Genomic DNA, 14641 nt, shown 5'->3' on the forward strand with positions numbered 1-14641 from the left:
TGAACGACCCGCTCAGGCGGCCGAGAGGCCGAACGGTTCCAGCGCGCCGCGCCCCGCACGCACGAGCTCCGGCGCGTCGCCGGTCAGGTCGATCACCGTCGACGGTTCGCGCGGGCAGGCGCCGCCGTCGATCACGAGGTCGACCTGTTTCTCGAGCCGCGTGCGGATTTCCTCGGGATCGTTGAGCGGCTCGTCGTCCGGCGGCAGGATCAGCGTCGTGCCGAGCAGCGGCTGGCCGAGCGACTCCAGCAGCGCGAGCGTGATCGCGTGGTCGGGCACGCGCAGCCCGATCGTCTTGCGCGACGGATGCGACAGCCGGCGCGGCACTTCCTTGGTCGCCTGTAGGATGAACACGTACGGGCCCGGCGTCACCGACTTGATCTGCCGGTACTGGCGGTTGTCGACCATCGCGAAGTTGGCCAGCTCCGACAGGTCGCGCACGAGCAGCGACAGGTGCTGCTTCTCGTCGAGGCCGCGAATCCGGCGCACGCGCTCGACCGCATCCTTGTCGTCGAGATGGCACGCGAGCGCATAGCTCGAATCGGTCGGCATCGCGATCACGCCGCCCTTGCTGATGATCTCCACGGCCTGCTTGATCAGGCGCGGCTGCGGATTATCCGGATGAATCCTGAAGAACTGGGACATGGGGGTACGTAAAGGGGGATGAATCGGCAACGCACGGCGGCGGCACGGGCGGCGCTCCGCCGCCCGGCGTCAGAGCCAGCGCTCCCAGACCGGCGTGAGGTCGGACGGCAACGGCGGCAGGCTGCCGAGCTCGACGCGGCCCTCGCCCGGCGCATGGAAATCGGAGCCGCGCGACACTTCGAAGCCGAAGCGACGCGCGACGTCCGCGTATTCGCGGTACTGGTCGGGCGTATGGCTGCCCGTGATGACTTCGATCGCGCGGCCGCCCAGATCGATGAACTCGCCGAAGAAGGCGTCGAATTCGACGGGCGTGTACCGGTAGCGGCCCGGATGCGCGACCACGGCTTCGCCGCCCGCCGTACGGATCCAGCCGACCGCGTCGGACAGCGATGCCCAGCGATGCGGGACGAAGCCGGGCTTGCCGTCGCCGAGCAGGCGGCCGAACACGTCGGACGTCGACTCGGCGTGGCCGTTCTCGACGAGAAAGCGCGCGAAATGCGTACGCGAGATCAGGTCGGGATTCGACACGTACTTCAGCGCGCCGTCGTATGCACCGGGAATGCCGAGCGTCGCAAGCTGCTCGCCGATCGCCACCGCGCGGGCCGCACGACCGTGGCGCGTGCGGTACAGGCCGTCGACCAGCGCCGGGTTCGCGGGATCGATGTTCAGGCCGACGATGTGCACGGTGCGCGACGCCCACGTGACCGAAATCTCGACACCGCTCAGGTAGCGCATGCCGAGCGCTTCCGCCTCGCTGCGTGCCGCTGCCTGGCCGCCGATTTCATCGTGGTCGGTCAGCGCCCACAGGGTCACGCCGCCCGCATGTGCGCGGCGCGCGACGTCGGCAGGCGACAGCAACCCGTCGGAAACATTGGAATGGCAGTGGAGATCGGCGTTCATTGTCGGTATGGCAGGTAAGGCTTCATTCTACTGCAACGCGGCAATTGCGCCGCCCGCCTGCCCTGCCGCCGGCGTCGCGCGCCTACGCGCAGAACGCCTCGATCAGCGCCGCGACCTGCTCGGGCTGGTCGTGATGCACCATGTGACCGGCGTCCTCGACGAGCTTTTCGCGCCAGTCGGGGAACGCGGCGAAGCGCGCCTTGAACTCGGGCAGCGGGATGTCGCCGGCGATGTGCGCGAGCGTCGGCGAGTTGACGGCTTCGACGTGCAGCACCTTCGCGCGCACCTGCTTCCACGTGGCCATCACCTCGTCGAGCCGGTACAGCAGCGGGCCCGGCATCTTGTGCGCCGGGTCGGCCAACAGGTGGTAGAGACCGTCGTCGCCGCGCGTCGACCAATGCTCGGCGAGGAATGCGGCCCGGCGCGGGGCGAGCCGCGGATTGGTCTTGATCAGGCGCGCCGCCACGTCGTCGAGGGACGCGTAGGGCCGCAACGCGGGCGGCTCGCGCAGCTCGTCCAGCCAGCCGCGCAACCGGCGCGGCGCCTGTTCGGCACGCGCGGGCGCGAGCCCGAAGCCTTCGAGGTCGACCACGCGCCGCACGCGTTCCGGCCGAGCGCCGGCGTACAGGCACACGACGTTCGCACCCATGCTGTGGCCGACCAGGTTGACTTCGCCGCCCGGCGCATAGTGGTCGACGAGCGCATCGAGATCGCCCAGGTATTCGTGGAACCAGTAGTGGCCGCCGCCCTGCCGGGCGACCGGCCAGTCGGACAGCCCGAAGCCGCGCGCATCGGGCGCGATCACCTGCCAGTCGCCCGCGAACGCATCGACGACGAACTGGAACGACGCCGCGACGTCCATCCAGCCGTGCAGCATGAACAGCGTCGGCGCATCGGGCCGGCCCCAGCGCCGCACATGCAGCCGGACGCCGCGCACCGTGACGAAATCGGAAACAGAACTCGAGGCACTCATGGCAGCCGTCAAAAAAAGAATGGTCGTTCGATTATAGCGGCGGCGCTTCCGTTCCGGCGGCCCGCAATCGAGGCCGCGCTCTAGCGGCGGCGGCATTCGAGCGGCCGCCGGCTCGCACCGCCGGCCGGGCGCGCGGGTCGGCTAACGTGCCGCGTGTGCGTCCGCAGCGTCCTGCGCGGTCAGTTCGTCGAGTTCGGCCTGCTCGAAGCCGGCATCGCGCCGCGCGTCGACATTGAACGGGCCGCGCAGCCGCGGCGCATGGTATTGCCCGGCAAGCTGCCGGTAGGTCGGCACCGGATCGCGGCCGGCTGCATCGCACAGATGCCGGAACCAGCGGTTGCCGATCGCGACATGGCCGATCTCGTCGCGCAGGATCACGTCGAGGATCGCGGCCGACGCGTCATCGCCCGCCTGCACGAGCCGCGCCCGGATCGGCGGCGAGGCATCGAGCCCGCGCGCCTCGAGCGTGCGCGGCACGAGCGCCATGCGCGCCAGCACGTCGCCCTTGGTCCGCTCGCACATCTCCCACAGTCCGTTGTGCGCCGGAAAATCGCCGTACGCATGCCCGAATGCCGCCAGCCGGTCGGACAGCAGCGTGAAGTGATAGGCCTCCTCGGCCGCCACCTTCAGCCAGTCCGCGTAGAACGCATCCGGCTGGCCCGCGAAGCGCCAGACCGCGTCGAGCGCCAGGTTGATCGCGTTGAATTCGATATGGGCGAGCGCGTGCAGCAGCACCGCGCGCCCTTCGGGCGAACGCATGCTGCGCCGTTGGAGCTGGCGCGGCTCGACGAGCGGCGGGCGGGCCGGACGTCCGGGCAGGTCGGCCGGTTCAGGCAACGCGAGCGACGGTGCGATCGTGGCCTGCCCGGCCCGCAGCGCATCGTGCAGCGCGCGGACCCGGGCTGCCTTCGCCGCCGGTTCGGACAGGCACAGCGCATCGAGCGCCACGCGGCGCACGCAGGCCGGCGCGATGCCGGAAGAAGAAGACTCCATGCTCATAAACGGGGACACCTTGCGTACGCGTCGCGGGAGCACCTGCACGCGACGGTTTACAATATGAGTTTGTTCCGCGGCGCCACGCGCCGGGCAAACCGGACGCGCCATTTTACCGGCGCCCCTCATCGAAGAGACAAGGAGACTCCGTGACGATCTACAAGCTGGGCGAGACGGCCCCGACGATCCACGAAAGCGTGTTCGTCGCCGATACGGCGGCCATCATCGGCAAGGTCGTGCTCGAGGAGAATTCGAGCGTGTGGTTCGGCGCGACGATTCGCGGCGACAACGAGACCATCGCCGTCGGCGCGGGCAGCAACGTCCAGGAAGGGGCGGTCCTGCATACGGACCCGGGCTTTCCGCTGACGATTGCCGAAAACGTGACGATCGGGCACCAGGCGATGCTGCACGGCTGCACGATCGGCGAAGGTTCGCTGATCGGGATCCAGACGGTGGTCTTGAATGGAGCGGTCATCGGCCGCAACTGTCTGGTGGGTGCCGGCGCGGTCGTGACGGAAGGCAAGACGTTCCCGGACAACTCGCTGATTCTCGGCGCGCCGGCGAAAGTCGTGCGCGAGCTGTCGGCGGAAGACATCGCGCGGCTGCGCGCGAACGCGAAGACGTATGTCGAGCGGCGCGCGCATTTCAAGGAGCAACTCGTGCGGATCGGGTGATTCGCGCGGATTTCAAGGAAGAAGAGTGAGCGACCAGTTACAGAAATTCATGTTCAATGCGGCGCCCGTGCGCGGCGAGATCGTTTCGCTGCGCAATACGTGGCAGGAAGTGCTCGCCCGCCGCGACTACCCCGCCCCGGTGCGCACGGTGCTCGGCGAGATGATGGCCGCGTGCGCGCTGCTGTCCGCGAACCTGAAATTTCACGGCACCCTGATCATGCAGATCTTCGGCGACGGGCCGGTCCAGATGCTGGTCGTCCAGTGCGGCTCGGATCTGTCGATGCGTGCTACCGCGAAATTCGCCGGCGACGCGGCGCAGACGATCGGCGACGACACGAGCTTCGCGTCGCTCGTCAACGCGAGCGGCCACGGCCGTTGCGTGATCACGCTCGACCCGGCCGACAAGCTGCCGGGCCAGCAGCCGTACCAGGGCATCGTGCCGCTGAACGGCGTCGACGGCCCGCTCGAATCGGTGTCGCAGGTGCTCGAGCACTACATGCATCACTCGGAGCAGCTCGACACGCGGCTGTGGCTCGCGGCCGATCGCGACCGCGCGGTCGGCATGCTGCTGCAGAAGCTGCCGGGCGACGGCGGCATCGTGCCGCGCAACGCCGAAACCGATATCGACACGTGGGAGCGCGTCTGTACGCTCGGCGGTACGCTGTCCGCGAAGGAGCTGCTCGAGGTCGAACCGGAAGTCGTGTTCCGCCGGCTGTTCTGGCAGGAAAACGTGCAGCACTTCGAGCCGGCCGGCACGCGCTTCCAGTGCTCGTGCTCGCGCGAGAAGGTCGGCGCGATGCTGCGCATGCTCGGCCGCGAGGAAGTCGACAGCGTGATCGTCGAGCGCGGCCACGTCGAGATCCACTGCGAGTTCTGCAACCAGCGCTACGAATTCGATCCCGTCGACGTCGCGCAGCTGTTCGCGGCGCCCGGCGTCGAGACCGGCATCGCGCCGGCAACCGACCAGCGTCACTGAGCGGCGTGCCCGTGCCCGCCACCCGGGCACGGGCGCATAATGACGCACGAGCGCCGCACGCACGGTTCTGGCGCCGGAGGCCCGGCCTTCGGCGCACACCGCTTCCCGCCGTCGGCGCGCTGCAGGAGAAACACATGAATCGCCTCCGCCCGTTTCGCCCCCTCATCCTGACGAGCGTCGCCGTCGGCACGCTCGCGCTCGCCGGCTGCGCGATGCCGCCGCCGACTTCCACGATCCTGAGCCGCCTGCCCGAGCCGGGCGCGTCGAACGGCCGCCCGCCCGCGCTGTCGAGCGCCGAACGCAAGCGCTACGACGAAATCGACCAGCAGGTCCTGCGCGAACAGAACAGCGCGATCGCAGCCGAGGCCGCCGCGCGCGCATGGGCGTACTACTCGCCGCCACCCGTGACGGTCTACGGCGGGTATTACGGCGGATGGGGAAATCGCTGGGGAACGGGTATCGGCTACGGCTACCCGGGCTGGTGGTGGTAAGCCGTCAATCGATCGATTGATGCCTGGCAGGAAATAAAAAAGCGCGGTATTTCCCGCACCTTTTCAATGGATTCGACCGTATCGCGATCAGTGATGCGCTGACTTGCCCTTGTCGCCGCCATGGTGCCGCGACGGCTTCGCGATCGACTGCGGATTCGGCACGACACGCACCGGCGCCGCGGAGACGGTACCACGCGTCGACGTGTTCGACGGCGTGTTGTTCAGCGGCCCCGCAGGCGCATTGGGCGACACGAACTGCACGAATACCTCGCCGTCCTTCACCATGCCCATCTCGTAGCGCGCACGCTCCTCGATGGCCGCGGTGCCGCTCTGCAGATCCTGCACTTCGCCGGCCGTGCGCTCGTTGCGCAGCTTCTCGTCCGCATTCTTCTGGAGCTGGTCGTCGAGCTGCTGACGCAATTCATGCACCCGCAGCCAGCCGCCGTGTCCCCACCATAGGGGGTACTGAATGAGCGCCAGCAAGGCAATCAGGACGACAGTGACAAGCCGCATGTAAGAGACGCAGATATAAGAAGCGCCGCTCCGCGCACGAGCACAGAGCGGCGTCGATATGACGAACCCGATAGTAGCGCGTTAGCGCAGGTTATAGAAAGCCGATTTACCCGGGTAGCTCGCGATGTCGCCGAGATCTTCCTCGATGCGCAGCAGCTGGTTGTACTTCGAGATGCGGTCGCTGCGCGACAGCGAACCCGTCTTGATCTGACCGGCGTTCAGGCCGACCGCGATGTCCGCGATCGTCGAATCTTCCGTTTCGCCCGAGCGGTGCGAGATCACGGCCGTGTAGCCCGCGCGCTTCGCCATTTCGATCGCCGCGAACGTTTCGGTCAGCGTACCAATCTGGTTGATCTTGATGAGGATCGAGTTCGCGATGCCCTTCTCGATGCCTTCCTTCAGGATGCGCGTGTTGGTGACGAACAGGTCGTCGCCGACCAGCTGCACCTTCTTGCCGAGGCGGTCGGTCAGCAGCTTCCAGCCGTCCCAGTCGCTTTCGTGCATGCCGTCCTCGATCGACACGATCGGGAACTTGTCGGCGAGCGTCGCGAGGTAGTCGGTGAATTCGGCCGACGACAGTTGCAGGCCTTCGCCCGCGAGCTGGTACTTGCCGTCGTGGTAGAACTCGGATGCCGCGCAGTCGAGCGCGAGCAGCACGTCTTCGCCCGCACGGTAGCCGGCCTTCTCGATCGCCTGCAGGATCGTCGACAGGCACTCGTCGTTGCTGCCGAAGTTCGGCGCGAAGCCGCCTTCGTCGCCGACTGCCGTGCTCATGCCGCGGTCGCTCAGGATCTTCTTCAGCGCGTGGAACACTTCCGCGCCGCAACGCAGGGCTTCACGGAACGTCGGCTGGCTGACCGGGACGATCATGAATTCCTGGATGTCGAGGCTGTTGTTCGCGTGCGCGCCGCCGTTGACGATGTTCATCATCGGCACCGGCAGCTGCATGGCGCCCGAACCGCCGAAGTAGCGGTACAGCGGCAGGCCGGCCTCTTCGGCGGCCGCCTTCGCGACGGCCATCGACACGGCCAGCATCGCGTTCGCGCCGAGGCGCGACTTGTTGTCGGTGCCGTCCAGCTCGAGCAGTGTCTTGTCGAGGAACGCCTGTTCCGACGCGTCGAGGCCCATGATGGCTTCGGAGATTTCGGTGTTGATGTGCTCGACGGCCTTCAGCACGCCCTTGCCGTTGTAGCGGCCGGCTTCGCCGTCGCGCAGTTCGATCGCTTCACGCGAGCCGGTGGACGCGCCCGACGGCACCGCCGCGCGGCCCATCGTGCCCGATTCGAGCAGCACGTCGCATTCGACGGTGGGGTTGCCGCGCGAATCCAGAATCTCGCGGCCGATGATATCTACGATGGCACTCATGGGTTTCCTCTGAGAATGACGATGGATTCTTCAAACTGCGACGGCGCGCGCGCCGAAACCGCTTTCGCTACAGACGCGCGAAGCCGTCGCAAGGTTCATTCGATCTTTAATTGAAATCGTTTTCCAGGAACGGATTGCGCTTCACCGCCTGGTCGAGCGTGACGAGCGTCTCCAGCAACGCGCCCATCCGGTTCAGCGGCACCGCGTTCGGGCCGTCCGACTTCGCTTCCGCCGGATTCGGGTGCGTTTCCATGAAGAGGCCGGCGACACCCGTCGCGACCGCCGCACGCGCGAGCACCGGCACGAATTCGCGCTGGCCGCCCGAGCTCGTACCCTGCCCGCCCGGCAACTGCACCGAGTGGGTCGCGTCGAACACGACCGGCGCGTGCGTCTCGCGCATGATCGCGAGCGAGCGCATGTCCGACACGAGATTGTTGTAGCCGAACGAGACGCCGCGCTCGCACGCCATGAAGCGGTCTTCCGACAGCCCCGCTTCGCGTGCCGCGTCGCGCGCCTTGTCGATCACGTTCTTCATGTCGTGCGGCGCGAGGAACTGGCCCTTCTTGATGTTCACTGGCTTGCCCGAGCGCGCGCATGCGCGGATGAAGTCGGTCTGGCGGCACAGGAACGCCGGCGTCTGCAGCACGTCGACGACCGACGCGACCTGCTCGATCTCGTCGATCGCGTGCACGTCGGTCAGCACCGGCAGGCCGAGCTGGCGCTTCACCTCGGCGAGGATCCGCAGGCCTTCGTCCATTCCGAGGCCGCGGAACGACTTGCCCGAGCTGCGGTTCGCCTTGTCGTAGGACGACTTGTAGATGAACGGAACGTTCAGCTTCTCGCAGATCTCCTTCAGGCGGCCCGCCGTGTCGATCGTCATTTGCTCCGATTCGACGACGCAGGTACCCGCGATCAGGAAGAAAGGCTTGTCGAGACCGACCTCGAAATCGCACAGCTTCATGCTTTACACTCCGCGCGCTTGCTTGTTGGCGAGCGCGGCTTCGACGAACGACTTGAAGAGGGGATGGCCGTCGCGCGGCGTGGACGTGAATTCCGGGTGGAACTGGACGCCGACGAACCACGGGTGCATCGAGCGCGGCAGCTCCATCATTTCCGGCAGATCCTCGCTCGGGGTACGGGCGCTGATGATAAGGCCGCCGGCTTCGAGCTGGGGCACGAAGCGGTTATTCACTTCATAACGATGGCGATGACGTTCGTTCACGTCCTTGCCATAGATTTCTTCCGCCATCGTGCCCGGCTTGATCGGGCAACGCTGCGAACCCAGGCGCATCGTGCCGCCGAGGTCGGATTCCTCGGTGCGCGTCTCGACCTTGCCTTCGCGGTCGTACCATTCGGTGATCAGCGCGACCACGCGCTCCGGCGTGTCCGGATCGAATTCCGTGCTGTTCGCCTGCTTCAGGCCGACGACGTCGCGCGCGAATTCGATCACCGCGAGCTGCATGCCGAGGCAGATGCCGAGGTACGGCACCTTCGACTCGCGCGCGTAGCGGATCGCCGCGATCTTGCCTTCCGTGCCGCGACGGCCGAAACCGCCCGGCACCAGCACGGCGTCGAGATGCTTCAGGCTGTCGACACCGTTCGTCTCGATCTCTTCCGAGTCGATGTACTCGATGTTGACCTTGGTCGACGTATGCAGCGATGCGTGGCGCAGCGCCTCGATCAGCGACTTGTACGACTCGGTCAGGTCGACGTACTTGCCGACCATGCCGATCGTCACTTCGTGCTTCGGGTTCTCGAGCTTCTCGACGAGCGCCGACCACATGCTCAGGTCGGCGTCCTTCGGCGACAGCTTCAGCTCGTCGCAGATGATGCGGTCGAGGCCTTGGTCGTGCAGCATCTGCGGAATCTTGTAGATGCTGTCGGCATCCCACACCGAGATCACGGCGTCTTCCGGCACGTTCGAGAACATCGAGATCTTCTTCGATTCGTCGTCGGGGATGCGGCGATCGGCACGGCACAGCAGCACGTGCGGCAGGATGCCGATCTCGCGCAGCTTCTGCACGCTGTGCTGGGTCGGCTTCGTCTTCAGCTCGCCCGCCGTCGCGACGTACGGCACCAGCGTCAGGTGCACGAAGCACGCGCTGTTGCGGCCGAGGCGCAGGCTCATCTGGCGCGCAGCCTCGAGGAACGGCAGCGACTCGATGTCGCCGACCGTGCCGCCGATCTCGACGATCGCGACATCCGGCTCGCCGCAGGTGGCCGACGCGGCCCCGCGCTCGATGAACGCCTGGATTTCGTTCGTGATGTGCGGAATGACCTGCACGGTCTTGCCGAGATAGTCGCCGCGGCGTTCCTTGCGGATCACCGATTCGTAGATCTGGCCGGTCGTGAAGTTGTTGGCCTTGCGCATCTTCGTGCTGATGAAGCGCTCATAGTGGCCGAGGTCGAGGTCGGTCTCCGCCCCGTCTTCCGTCACGAACACTTCCCCGTGCTGGAACGGGCTCATCGTGCCGGGGTCGACGTTGATGTACGGATCGAGTTTGAGGAGGGTGACTTTCAGACCGCGCGATTCAAGGATCGCGGCGAGGGAAGCGGCGGCAATACCCTTGCCAAGGGAAGAAACTACGCCGCCGGTGACGAAAACATATTTGGTCATCGCTGGATGCTCGCGGGAAAAACGGATTATACCGTAAAGCCCGCCCTTTTCTCAGCAATTGCCGTGGTGATCGCGCCCTTTCGCGCCGGCCCGCGCCAGCCGTACGCGCCGCGGAAAACCGGCCGGCCGGGCAACGCGGCCGGCTCGCCGCGGCCCATGACGGGCCTCGCCGGACGATGCGTCAGGCGCGCCTCGCGAGCGGTGCGCCGCCGTGCGCCGCCCCGGCCTCTTCCGCCCGCAGCGAATTCAGCATCCGCTGCAATGCGCGGGCGGTCTCGAGCGGCCGCTCCATCGGGAACAGGTGGCTGCCTTCCAGCCACTCGACGCGGCCGCGCGCCGCCCGCCGCGTCGCATCGAGCCCGACCTGCCGCACCTCGCGCGAACGCGTGCCGGCGAGGAAGCCGAGCGGCACCGGCGCGCCGTGCGCGAGCCGCGGGCCGAGCGTGTGCGGCAGCGTCCGGTAGATCAGGTATTCGACCTGCCGGTCGAACGCGAGCGCCCGCTCGCCGTCGGCGCCAGCCTGCGGAATCCCGTAATCGATGTAGTCGGCCAGCATCCGTTCGTCCCAGCGCGCGAACGCCGGCTTCTCGCGGAAGTGCCGCCAGACTTCGTCGCGGCTCACCCAGCGCGTGCGCCGGTTGCGCGTCGCGGCGGCCGGCGACAGCCGCTCGTCGAGCCCCGCCCACTGGCTCGCCCGCAACGCGCCGGCACGCCATCCGGCGATGATCGGCGAGTCGATCATCACGACGCCGCGCACCCATTGCGGCTTCTTCAGCGCGGCCATCAGCGACAGGTAGCCGCCGAGCGAATGGCCGACGAGCCATACCGGGCGCTCGTAGCGGCTGCCGATGTCGTCGAGCAGCTGCTCGACGAGATGCGGCCAGTCGCGCGTCACCGGATAGCGGCGGTCATGGCCGATCCGCTCGATGTAGCGCAGCTCGTAGTCGTCGGCCAGTTCGGCGAAGATCGTCCGGTACGTGGACGCCGGGAAGCCGTTCGCATGCGAGAAGTGGAGGATGTCCTTCAAACGCCGATGTCTCCTGTGTCGACCGGAGTGAGTGCTTCGGCACGTGCTCCGGCTCCATGCTTTGCGTTCTGTCGGGCTCGCGCGCCGGCACGATGCGCGGAGCCGCGCTTTCCGTCCCGCCCGCCGTCACCGCTCCATCCAGTACCGGCGTCGCTCGTCGCGATAACGCGCGAATGCGAACCCGCCGCCGGCCGGCGCGACGTCGAACCGCACGGCACCGTCGCGATCGGTGCGCGGCAGCGGTATCCCGCGCGCCTCGTAGCGCGCGAGGACGGTCCGGTGCGGATGCCCGAAACGATTGCGATAGCCTACAGGAAATACCGCGACGCGCGGCCCGACCGAATCGAGGAAAGGTTCGACCGACGACGTGCGGCTGCCGTGATGCGGCACGACGAGGATCTGCGCGGCCAGCGCGTCGGGCGTCGCGTTCACGAGCTCGCGTTCGCCGCGGGCGTCGATGTCGCCCGTCAACAGCGCGGACGTGCCGCCCGCGTCGACGCGCAGCACGCACGACTGCCCGTTCGACGAGCCCGCGCCCGGGCCGCCGCGCGGCCACAGGATCGTGAAGACGACGCCGTCCCAGGTCCAGCGCTGCCCGGCCGCGCACGGCAGCCGGTCGGCGACGCCGGCGGCCTCGGCGTCGCGCCACAGCCGGTTCGTCGGCGGAATGCCGGCCAGCAACTGGCGCACGTCGGCCGCCGCATAGACGGCGGGCGCACCGCCCGCATGATCGGCATCCGCATGACTGAGCACGAGCGAATCGATTGCCGCGATGCCGCGCGCCCGCAACGCCGGCGCGACGATCCGCGTGCCGGCGTGCGTCGACTCCGGCCCCGGGCCGGCATCGAACAGCAAGGTCCGCCGCGCGGTTTCGACCAGCACCGACGCCCCCTGCCCGACATCGAGCACGGTCATCCGGAAACCGCCAGGCGGCGGCGCATCGGGCGCCGGCGCAACGAGCGGCAGCCACGTGAGCGGCGCTGCCCAGCGCAACGGCCAGCCGCGCGGCATCAGCGCCCAGGCGACGCCCACGCAGGCGAGCGCCAGCACCGGCCAGTCGGGCATGCGCAGCCAGAGCACGCCGGCCGGCCAGTCGGCGAGGCGCCCGAGCAGCGTCATCATCGGTTCGAGCGCCGCATGCGCGAGCCGGAACGCGTAAGCATCGAACGGCGCGGGCAACGCGATGCCGGCCAGCACGACCGGCGTCACGACCGAGCTGACCCACGGAATCGCGAACGCATTGCCGAGCGGCCCCGACAGCGAAACCTGCGCGAACCACGCGGCGGTGAGCGGCGCGAGACCGATCGTCACCGCGTATTGCACGCGCGCGGCCTCGGCGACGCGGCGGCCGGCGCGCCGGCCCCAGGCACGCAACCGGCTCGACGGACTCGCGCCGCCGCTGCCCTCGTCGCTCTCCGCGTCGGCCACGCGCACGGCGCGCCAGCCGGCGACGGCCAGCAGGATCACGGCGACCGCGCCGAACGACAGCCAGAACCCGGCCGACAGCACGGCCCACGGATCGGCGAGCAGCACGCCGCCGAGTGCCGCGCCCAGCACCGCGGATGTCGGCACGCTGCGTCCGGCCAGATACGCGACGCCTCCGCCCGCGATCATCCACCACGCACGCTGCGCCGGCACGTTGAAGCCGGCCAGCGCCGCATAGCCGGCCGCGGCCACCAGCGCGGCGAGCGCGGCCGCGTACGGCGCCGGCAATACGAGCGTCGCGGCCCGGGCGCGCCAGCGCACGCGGCGCCAGACCATCGACACGAGCCCACCCGCGATCGCGCCGACCAGCCCGACATGCAATCCGGAAATCGCGACCAGGTGGCTCGTGCCCGTGTTGCGCAGGACACGCCAGTCGTCGTCGCCGATGGCCGACTGGTCGCCGATCGCCAGTGCGGCAACGATGCCGCGATGCGCCGCATCGACACCGAGCGTCTCCCCGATGCGTGTCCGCAGCCAGTCGCGTACCCGGTCGATCGACGCGCGCCATCCCGTTGCGCGCGCATCGAGCAATGCCGCCCGGTGCGGCGCGCTGACATAGCCGATCGCGCGAATCCCCGCGGCGAGCCACGCCGCCTCGCTGTCGCGCACGCCGGGATTGGCCTCGGCATGCGGACGCTTCAGGCGCACGACGAAACGCCAGCGCTGGGCGGCCCGCAGGTCGGGCAGCGCGTCACGTGCCGCGGGCACGCCATACGCGCGCCACGACAGCCGGATCAGCGGCGGGAAACGGGCCAGCCCGGCATCGTTCGACTCGACCACGAACAGCAGCCGCGCACCGCTCTCGTCGACGACGGGCAGCCCCCTGATCACGCCGGTGACGACGATGTCGCGCCCTTCCCATTCCGCCGGCAAGCTGTCGCTCAACCGCCATTCGGCACGCACGGCCGCGTAGCCGAATCCCGCGACGCAGGCCGCGAGCGTGCACAGCATCCATCCGAGCGCGGCCGTCGCGCGCGTGCGCCGGCGACGCATGCACCACGCACCCAGCGCCGCGCATCCGGCGAGCACGACCGCACCGGCCATCCATGCGATCGCACCCGGCAACGCCGCCTGCCGCTGCAGCACGGCGACGCCGAGCGCGAACGCGATCCACCCCACGCGCATCGCGCCTCCTCGTCGACCTGGCGCCGCGCTGACGAATGCGGCGCCTTCCGGCAACGATTATGCGGACGAAAGCGCGAGTCGCGGCAGCGCGGCGAGCGCGTTGGCCGTTGTGGATAGACCGAGTGAACGGGTATCGATCCCGCGCAGTTCGGCGAGCACGTCACCGATGCGCGGCACCTGGTCGGGCGTATTGCGGGATTTGTACGCCCATTCGGGCGCGATGTCGGGCGCGTCGGTCTCGACGACGAGCGCGTCGAGCGGCAGTTCCGTGGCGAGCCGGCGGATCTGCAGCGCGCGCGAGAACGTCACGTTGCCGCCGAAGCCGAGATGCAGCCCTTGCGCGAGATACGCGTCGGCCTGCTGGAAACTGCCGTTGAACGCATGCGCGATGCCGCGCCGCACGCCGAAACGGCGCAACCCCGCGAGCACGCGATCCTGCGACTTGCGCACGTGGCACAGCACGGGCAGGTCGAATTCGCGTGCCAGCTTGAGCTGTCCCTGATAGAAGAACTGCTGCCGGTCTTCGTCGAGCCCCGGCACGAAGTAGTCGAGGCCGATCTCGCCGATCGCGACGAAGCGCGGATCGTCGAGACTCGCTTCGATCTCCATGCGCAGGCGGTCGAGATCCTCGTCGCGCGCCTGCGGCGTATACACCGGATGGATGCCGAGCGCATAGACGGCGCCCGGCGTGCGTTGCGCGAGTTCGCGCACCGTCGTGAAGTTGTCGCGCCCGATGCTCGGGATCACGATGCGCGACACGCCGGCCGCGCGCGCCGCATGCGCGACCGCGTCGCGGTCGGCGTCGAACTCGGCGGCGTCGAGATGGCAGTGCGTGTCGATCCACATGGCGGCAGTCC

At 68.5% G+C, this 14641-nt stretch carries 14 protein-coding genes; 3 read left to right on the forward strand and 11 right to left on the reverse strand.

Translation table 11 applies throughout. The features are described from left to right. Positions 1–12 precede the first annotated feature (12 nt). From AC1VVG_RS11095 to AC1VVG_RS11110, 4 genes are all read right to left on the reverse strand, one after another. Complete coding sequence (locus tag AC1VVG_RS11095) at positions 13–645, reverse strand: L-threonylcarbamoyladenylate synthase (RefSeq protein ID WP_034188920.1); 633 nt, start codon at positions 643–645, stop codon at positions 13–15. A 69-nt stretch (positions 646–714) separates the two neighbouring features. After that, complete coding sequence (locus tag AC1VVG_RS11100) at positions 715–1545, reverse strand: 3',5'-nucleoside bisphosphate phosphatase (RefSeq protein WP_482835623.1); 831 nt, start codon at positions 1543–1545, stop codon at positions 715–717. Between the two features lie 82 nt (positions 1546–1627). Beyond that, the gene (locus AC1VVG_RS11105; RefSeq protein WP_059562003.1) at positions 1628–2518 is read right to left on the reverse strand and encodes an alpha/beta fold hydrolase; all 891 of its coding nucleotides are present in this window, start codon (positions 2516–2518) and stop codon (positions 1628–1630) included. Between the two features lie 141 nt (positions 2519–2659). Next, positions 2660–3517, reverse strand: coding sequence for a ferritin-like domain-containing protein (locus AC1VVG_RS11110; protein ID WP_059562005.1), 858 nt, complete (start codon positions 3515–3517; stop codon positions 2660–2662). Between the two features lie 143 nt (positions 3518–3660). Between AC1VVG_RS11110 and AC1VVG_RS11115 the strand changes: the two genes are divergently transcribed. The 3 genes from AC1VVG_RS11115 (at position 3661) to AC1VVG_RS11125 (ending at position 5652) form a co-directional block, all read left to right on the forward strand. Beyond that, positions 3661–4185: a gamma carbonic anhydrase family protein gene (locus tag AC1VVG_RS11115; RefSeq protein ID WP_482835625.1), complete on the forward strand. Its 525-nt coding sequence runs from the start codon at positions 3661–3663 to the stop codon at positions 4183–4185. Positions 4186–4210: 25 nt separating this feature from the next. Then, positions 4211–5161, forward strand: coding sequence for an Hsp33 family molecular chaperone HslO (gene hslO, locus AC1VVG_RS11120; RefSeq protein WP_034188925.1), 951 nt, complete (start codon positions 4211–4213; stop codon positions 5159–5161). Between the two features lie 134 nt (positions 5162–5295). Then, positions 5296–5652 (forward strand): hypothetical protein, encoded by a 357-nt coding sequence (locus AC1VVG_RS11125; RefSeq protein ID WP_473376852.1) that lies wholly within the window; start codon positions 5296–5298, stop codon positions 5650–5652. 87 nt (positions 5653–5739) lie between these two features. On the opposite strand, the gene ftsB is transcribed toward AC1VVG_RS11125, so the two are convergent. The 7 genes from ftsB to AC1VVG_RS11160 all read right to left on the reverse strand — a co-directional run bounded on the left by ftsB (position 5740) and on the right by AC1VVG_RS11160 (position 14630). Further along, positions 5740–6165 carry a cell division protein FtsB gene (ftsB, locus tag AC1VVG_RS11130; RefSeq protein ID WP_034188927.1) on the reverse strand — a complete coding sequence of 142 codons (426 nt, stop codon included), beginning with the start codon at positions 6163–6165 and terminating at the stop codon, positions 5740–5742. Positions 6166–6246: 81 nt separating this feature from the next. Beyond that, positions 6247–7530, reverse strand: a complete 1284-nt coding sequence (gene eno, locus AC1VVG_RS11135; protein WP_006478406.1) for a phosphopyruvate hydratase — start codon at positions 7528–7530, stop codon at positions 6247–6249. A gap of 106 nt (positions 7531–7636) precedes the next feature. Continuing rightward, positions 7637–8491, reverse strand: a complete 855-nt coding sequence (gene kdsA, locus AC1VVG_RS11140) for a 3-deoxy-8-phosphooctulonate synthase (protein WP_482835626.1) — start codon at positions 8489–8491, stop codon at positions 7637–7639. Positions 8492–8494: 3 nt separating this feature from the next. Then, positions 8495–10147, reverse strand: a complete 1653-nt coding sequence (locus tag AC1VVG_RS11145) for a CTP synthase (protein ID WP_034188929.1) — start codon at positions 10145–10147, stop codon at positions 8495–8497. Between the two features lie 181 nt (positions 10148–10328). Further along, the gene (locus tag AC1VVG_RS11150; RefSeq protein ID WP_034188930.1) at positions 10329–11174 is read right to left on the reverse strand and encodes an alpha/beta fold hydrolase; all 846 of its coding nucleotides are present in this window, start codon (positions 11172–11174) and stop codon (positions 10329–10331) included. A 126-nt stretch (positions 11175–11300) separates the two neighbouring features. Continuing rightward, the gene (locus AC1VVG_RS11155; protein WP_482835627.1) at positions 11301–13784 is read right to left on the reverse strand and encodes a DNA internalization-related competence protein ComEC/Rec2; all 2484 of its coding nucleotides are present in this window, start codon (positions 13782–13784) and stop codon (positions 11301–11303) included. A 57-nt stretch (positions 13785–13841) separates the two neighbouring features. Then, positions 13842–14630, reverse strand: coding sequence for a TatD family hydrolase (locus AC1VVG_RS11160; RefSeq protein ID WP_482835628.1), 789 nt, complete (start codon positions 14628–14630; stop codon positions 13842–13844). Positions 14631–14641 lie beyond the last annotated feature (11 nt).

It is taken from the genome of Burkholderia sp. L-4 (assembly GCF_056856535.1).

Coding starts and splice junctions, on each gene's coding strand:
- AC1VVG_RS11160 (WP_482835628.1), bottom strand. CDS start 14,630: ATGTGGATCGACACGCACTGCCATCTCGACGCCGCCGAGTTCGACGCC.
- AC1VVG_RS11095 (WP_034188920.1), bottom strand. CDS start 645: ATGTCCCAGTTCTTCAGGATTCATCCGGATAATCCGCAGCCGCGCCTG.
- AC1VVG_RS11125 (WP_473376852.1), top strand. CDS start 5,296: ATGAATCGCCTCCGCCCGTTTCGCCCCCTCATCCTGACGAGCGTCGCC.
- eno (WP_006478406.1), bottom strand. CDS start 7,530: ATGAGTGCCATCGTAGATATCATCGGCCGCGAGATTCTGGATTCGCGC.
- kdsA (WP_482835626.1), bottom strand. CDS start 8,491: ATGAAGCTGTGCGATTTCGAGGTCGGTCTCGACAAGCCTTTCTTCCTG.
- AC1VVG_RS11110 (WP_059562005.1), bottom strand. CDS start 3,517: ATGAGCATGGAGTCTTCTTCTTCCGGCATCGCGCCGGCCTGCGTGCGC.
- AC1VVG_RS11145 (WP_034188929.1), bottom strand. CDS start 10,147: ATGACCAAATATGTTTTCGTCACCGGCGGCGTAGTTTCTTCCCTTGGC.
- AC1VVG_RS11105 (WP_059562003.1), bottom strand. CDS start 2,518: ATGAGTGCCTCGAGTTCTGTTTCCGATTTCGTCACGGTGCGCGGCGTC.
- AC1VVG_RS11155 (WP_482835627.1), bottom strand. CDS start 13,784: ATGCGCGTGGGGTGGATCGCGTTCGCGCTCGGCGTCGCCGTGCTGCAG.
- AC1VVG_RS11100 (WP_482835623.1), bottom strand. CDS start 1,545: ATGAACGCCGATCTCCACTGCCATTCCAATGTTTCCGACGGGTTGCTG.
- ftsB (WP_034188927.1), bottom strand. CDS start 6,165: ATGCGGCTTGTCACTGTCGTCCTGATTGCCTTGCTGGCGCTCATTCAG.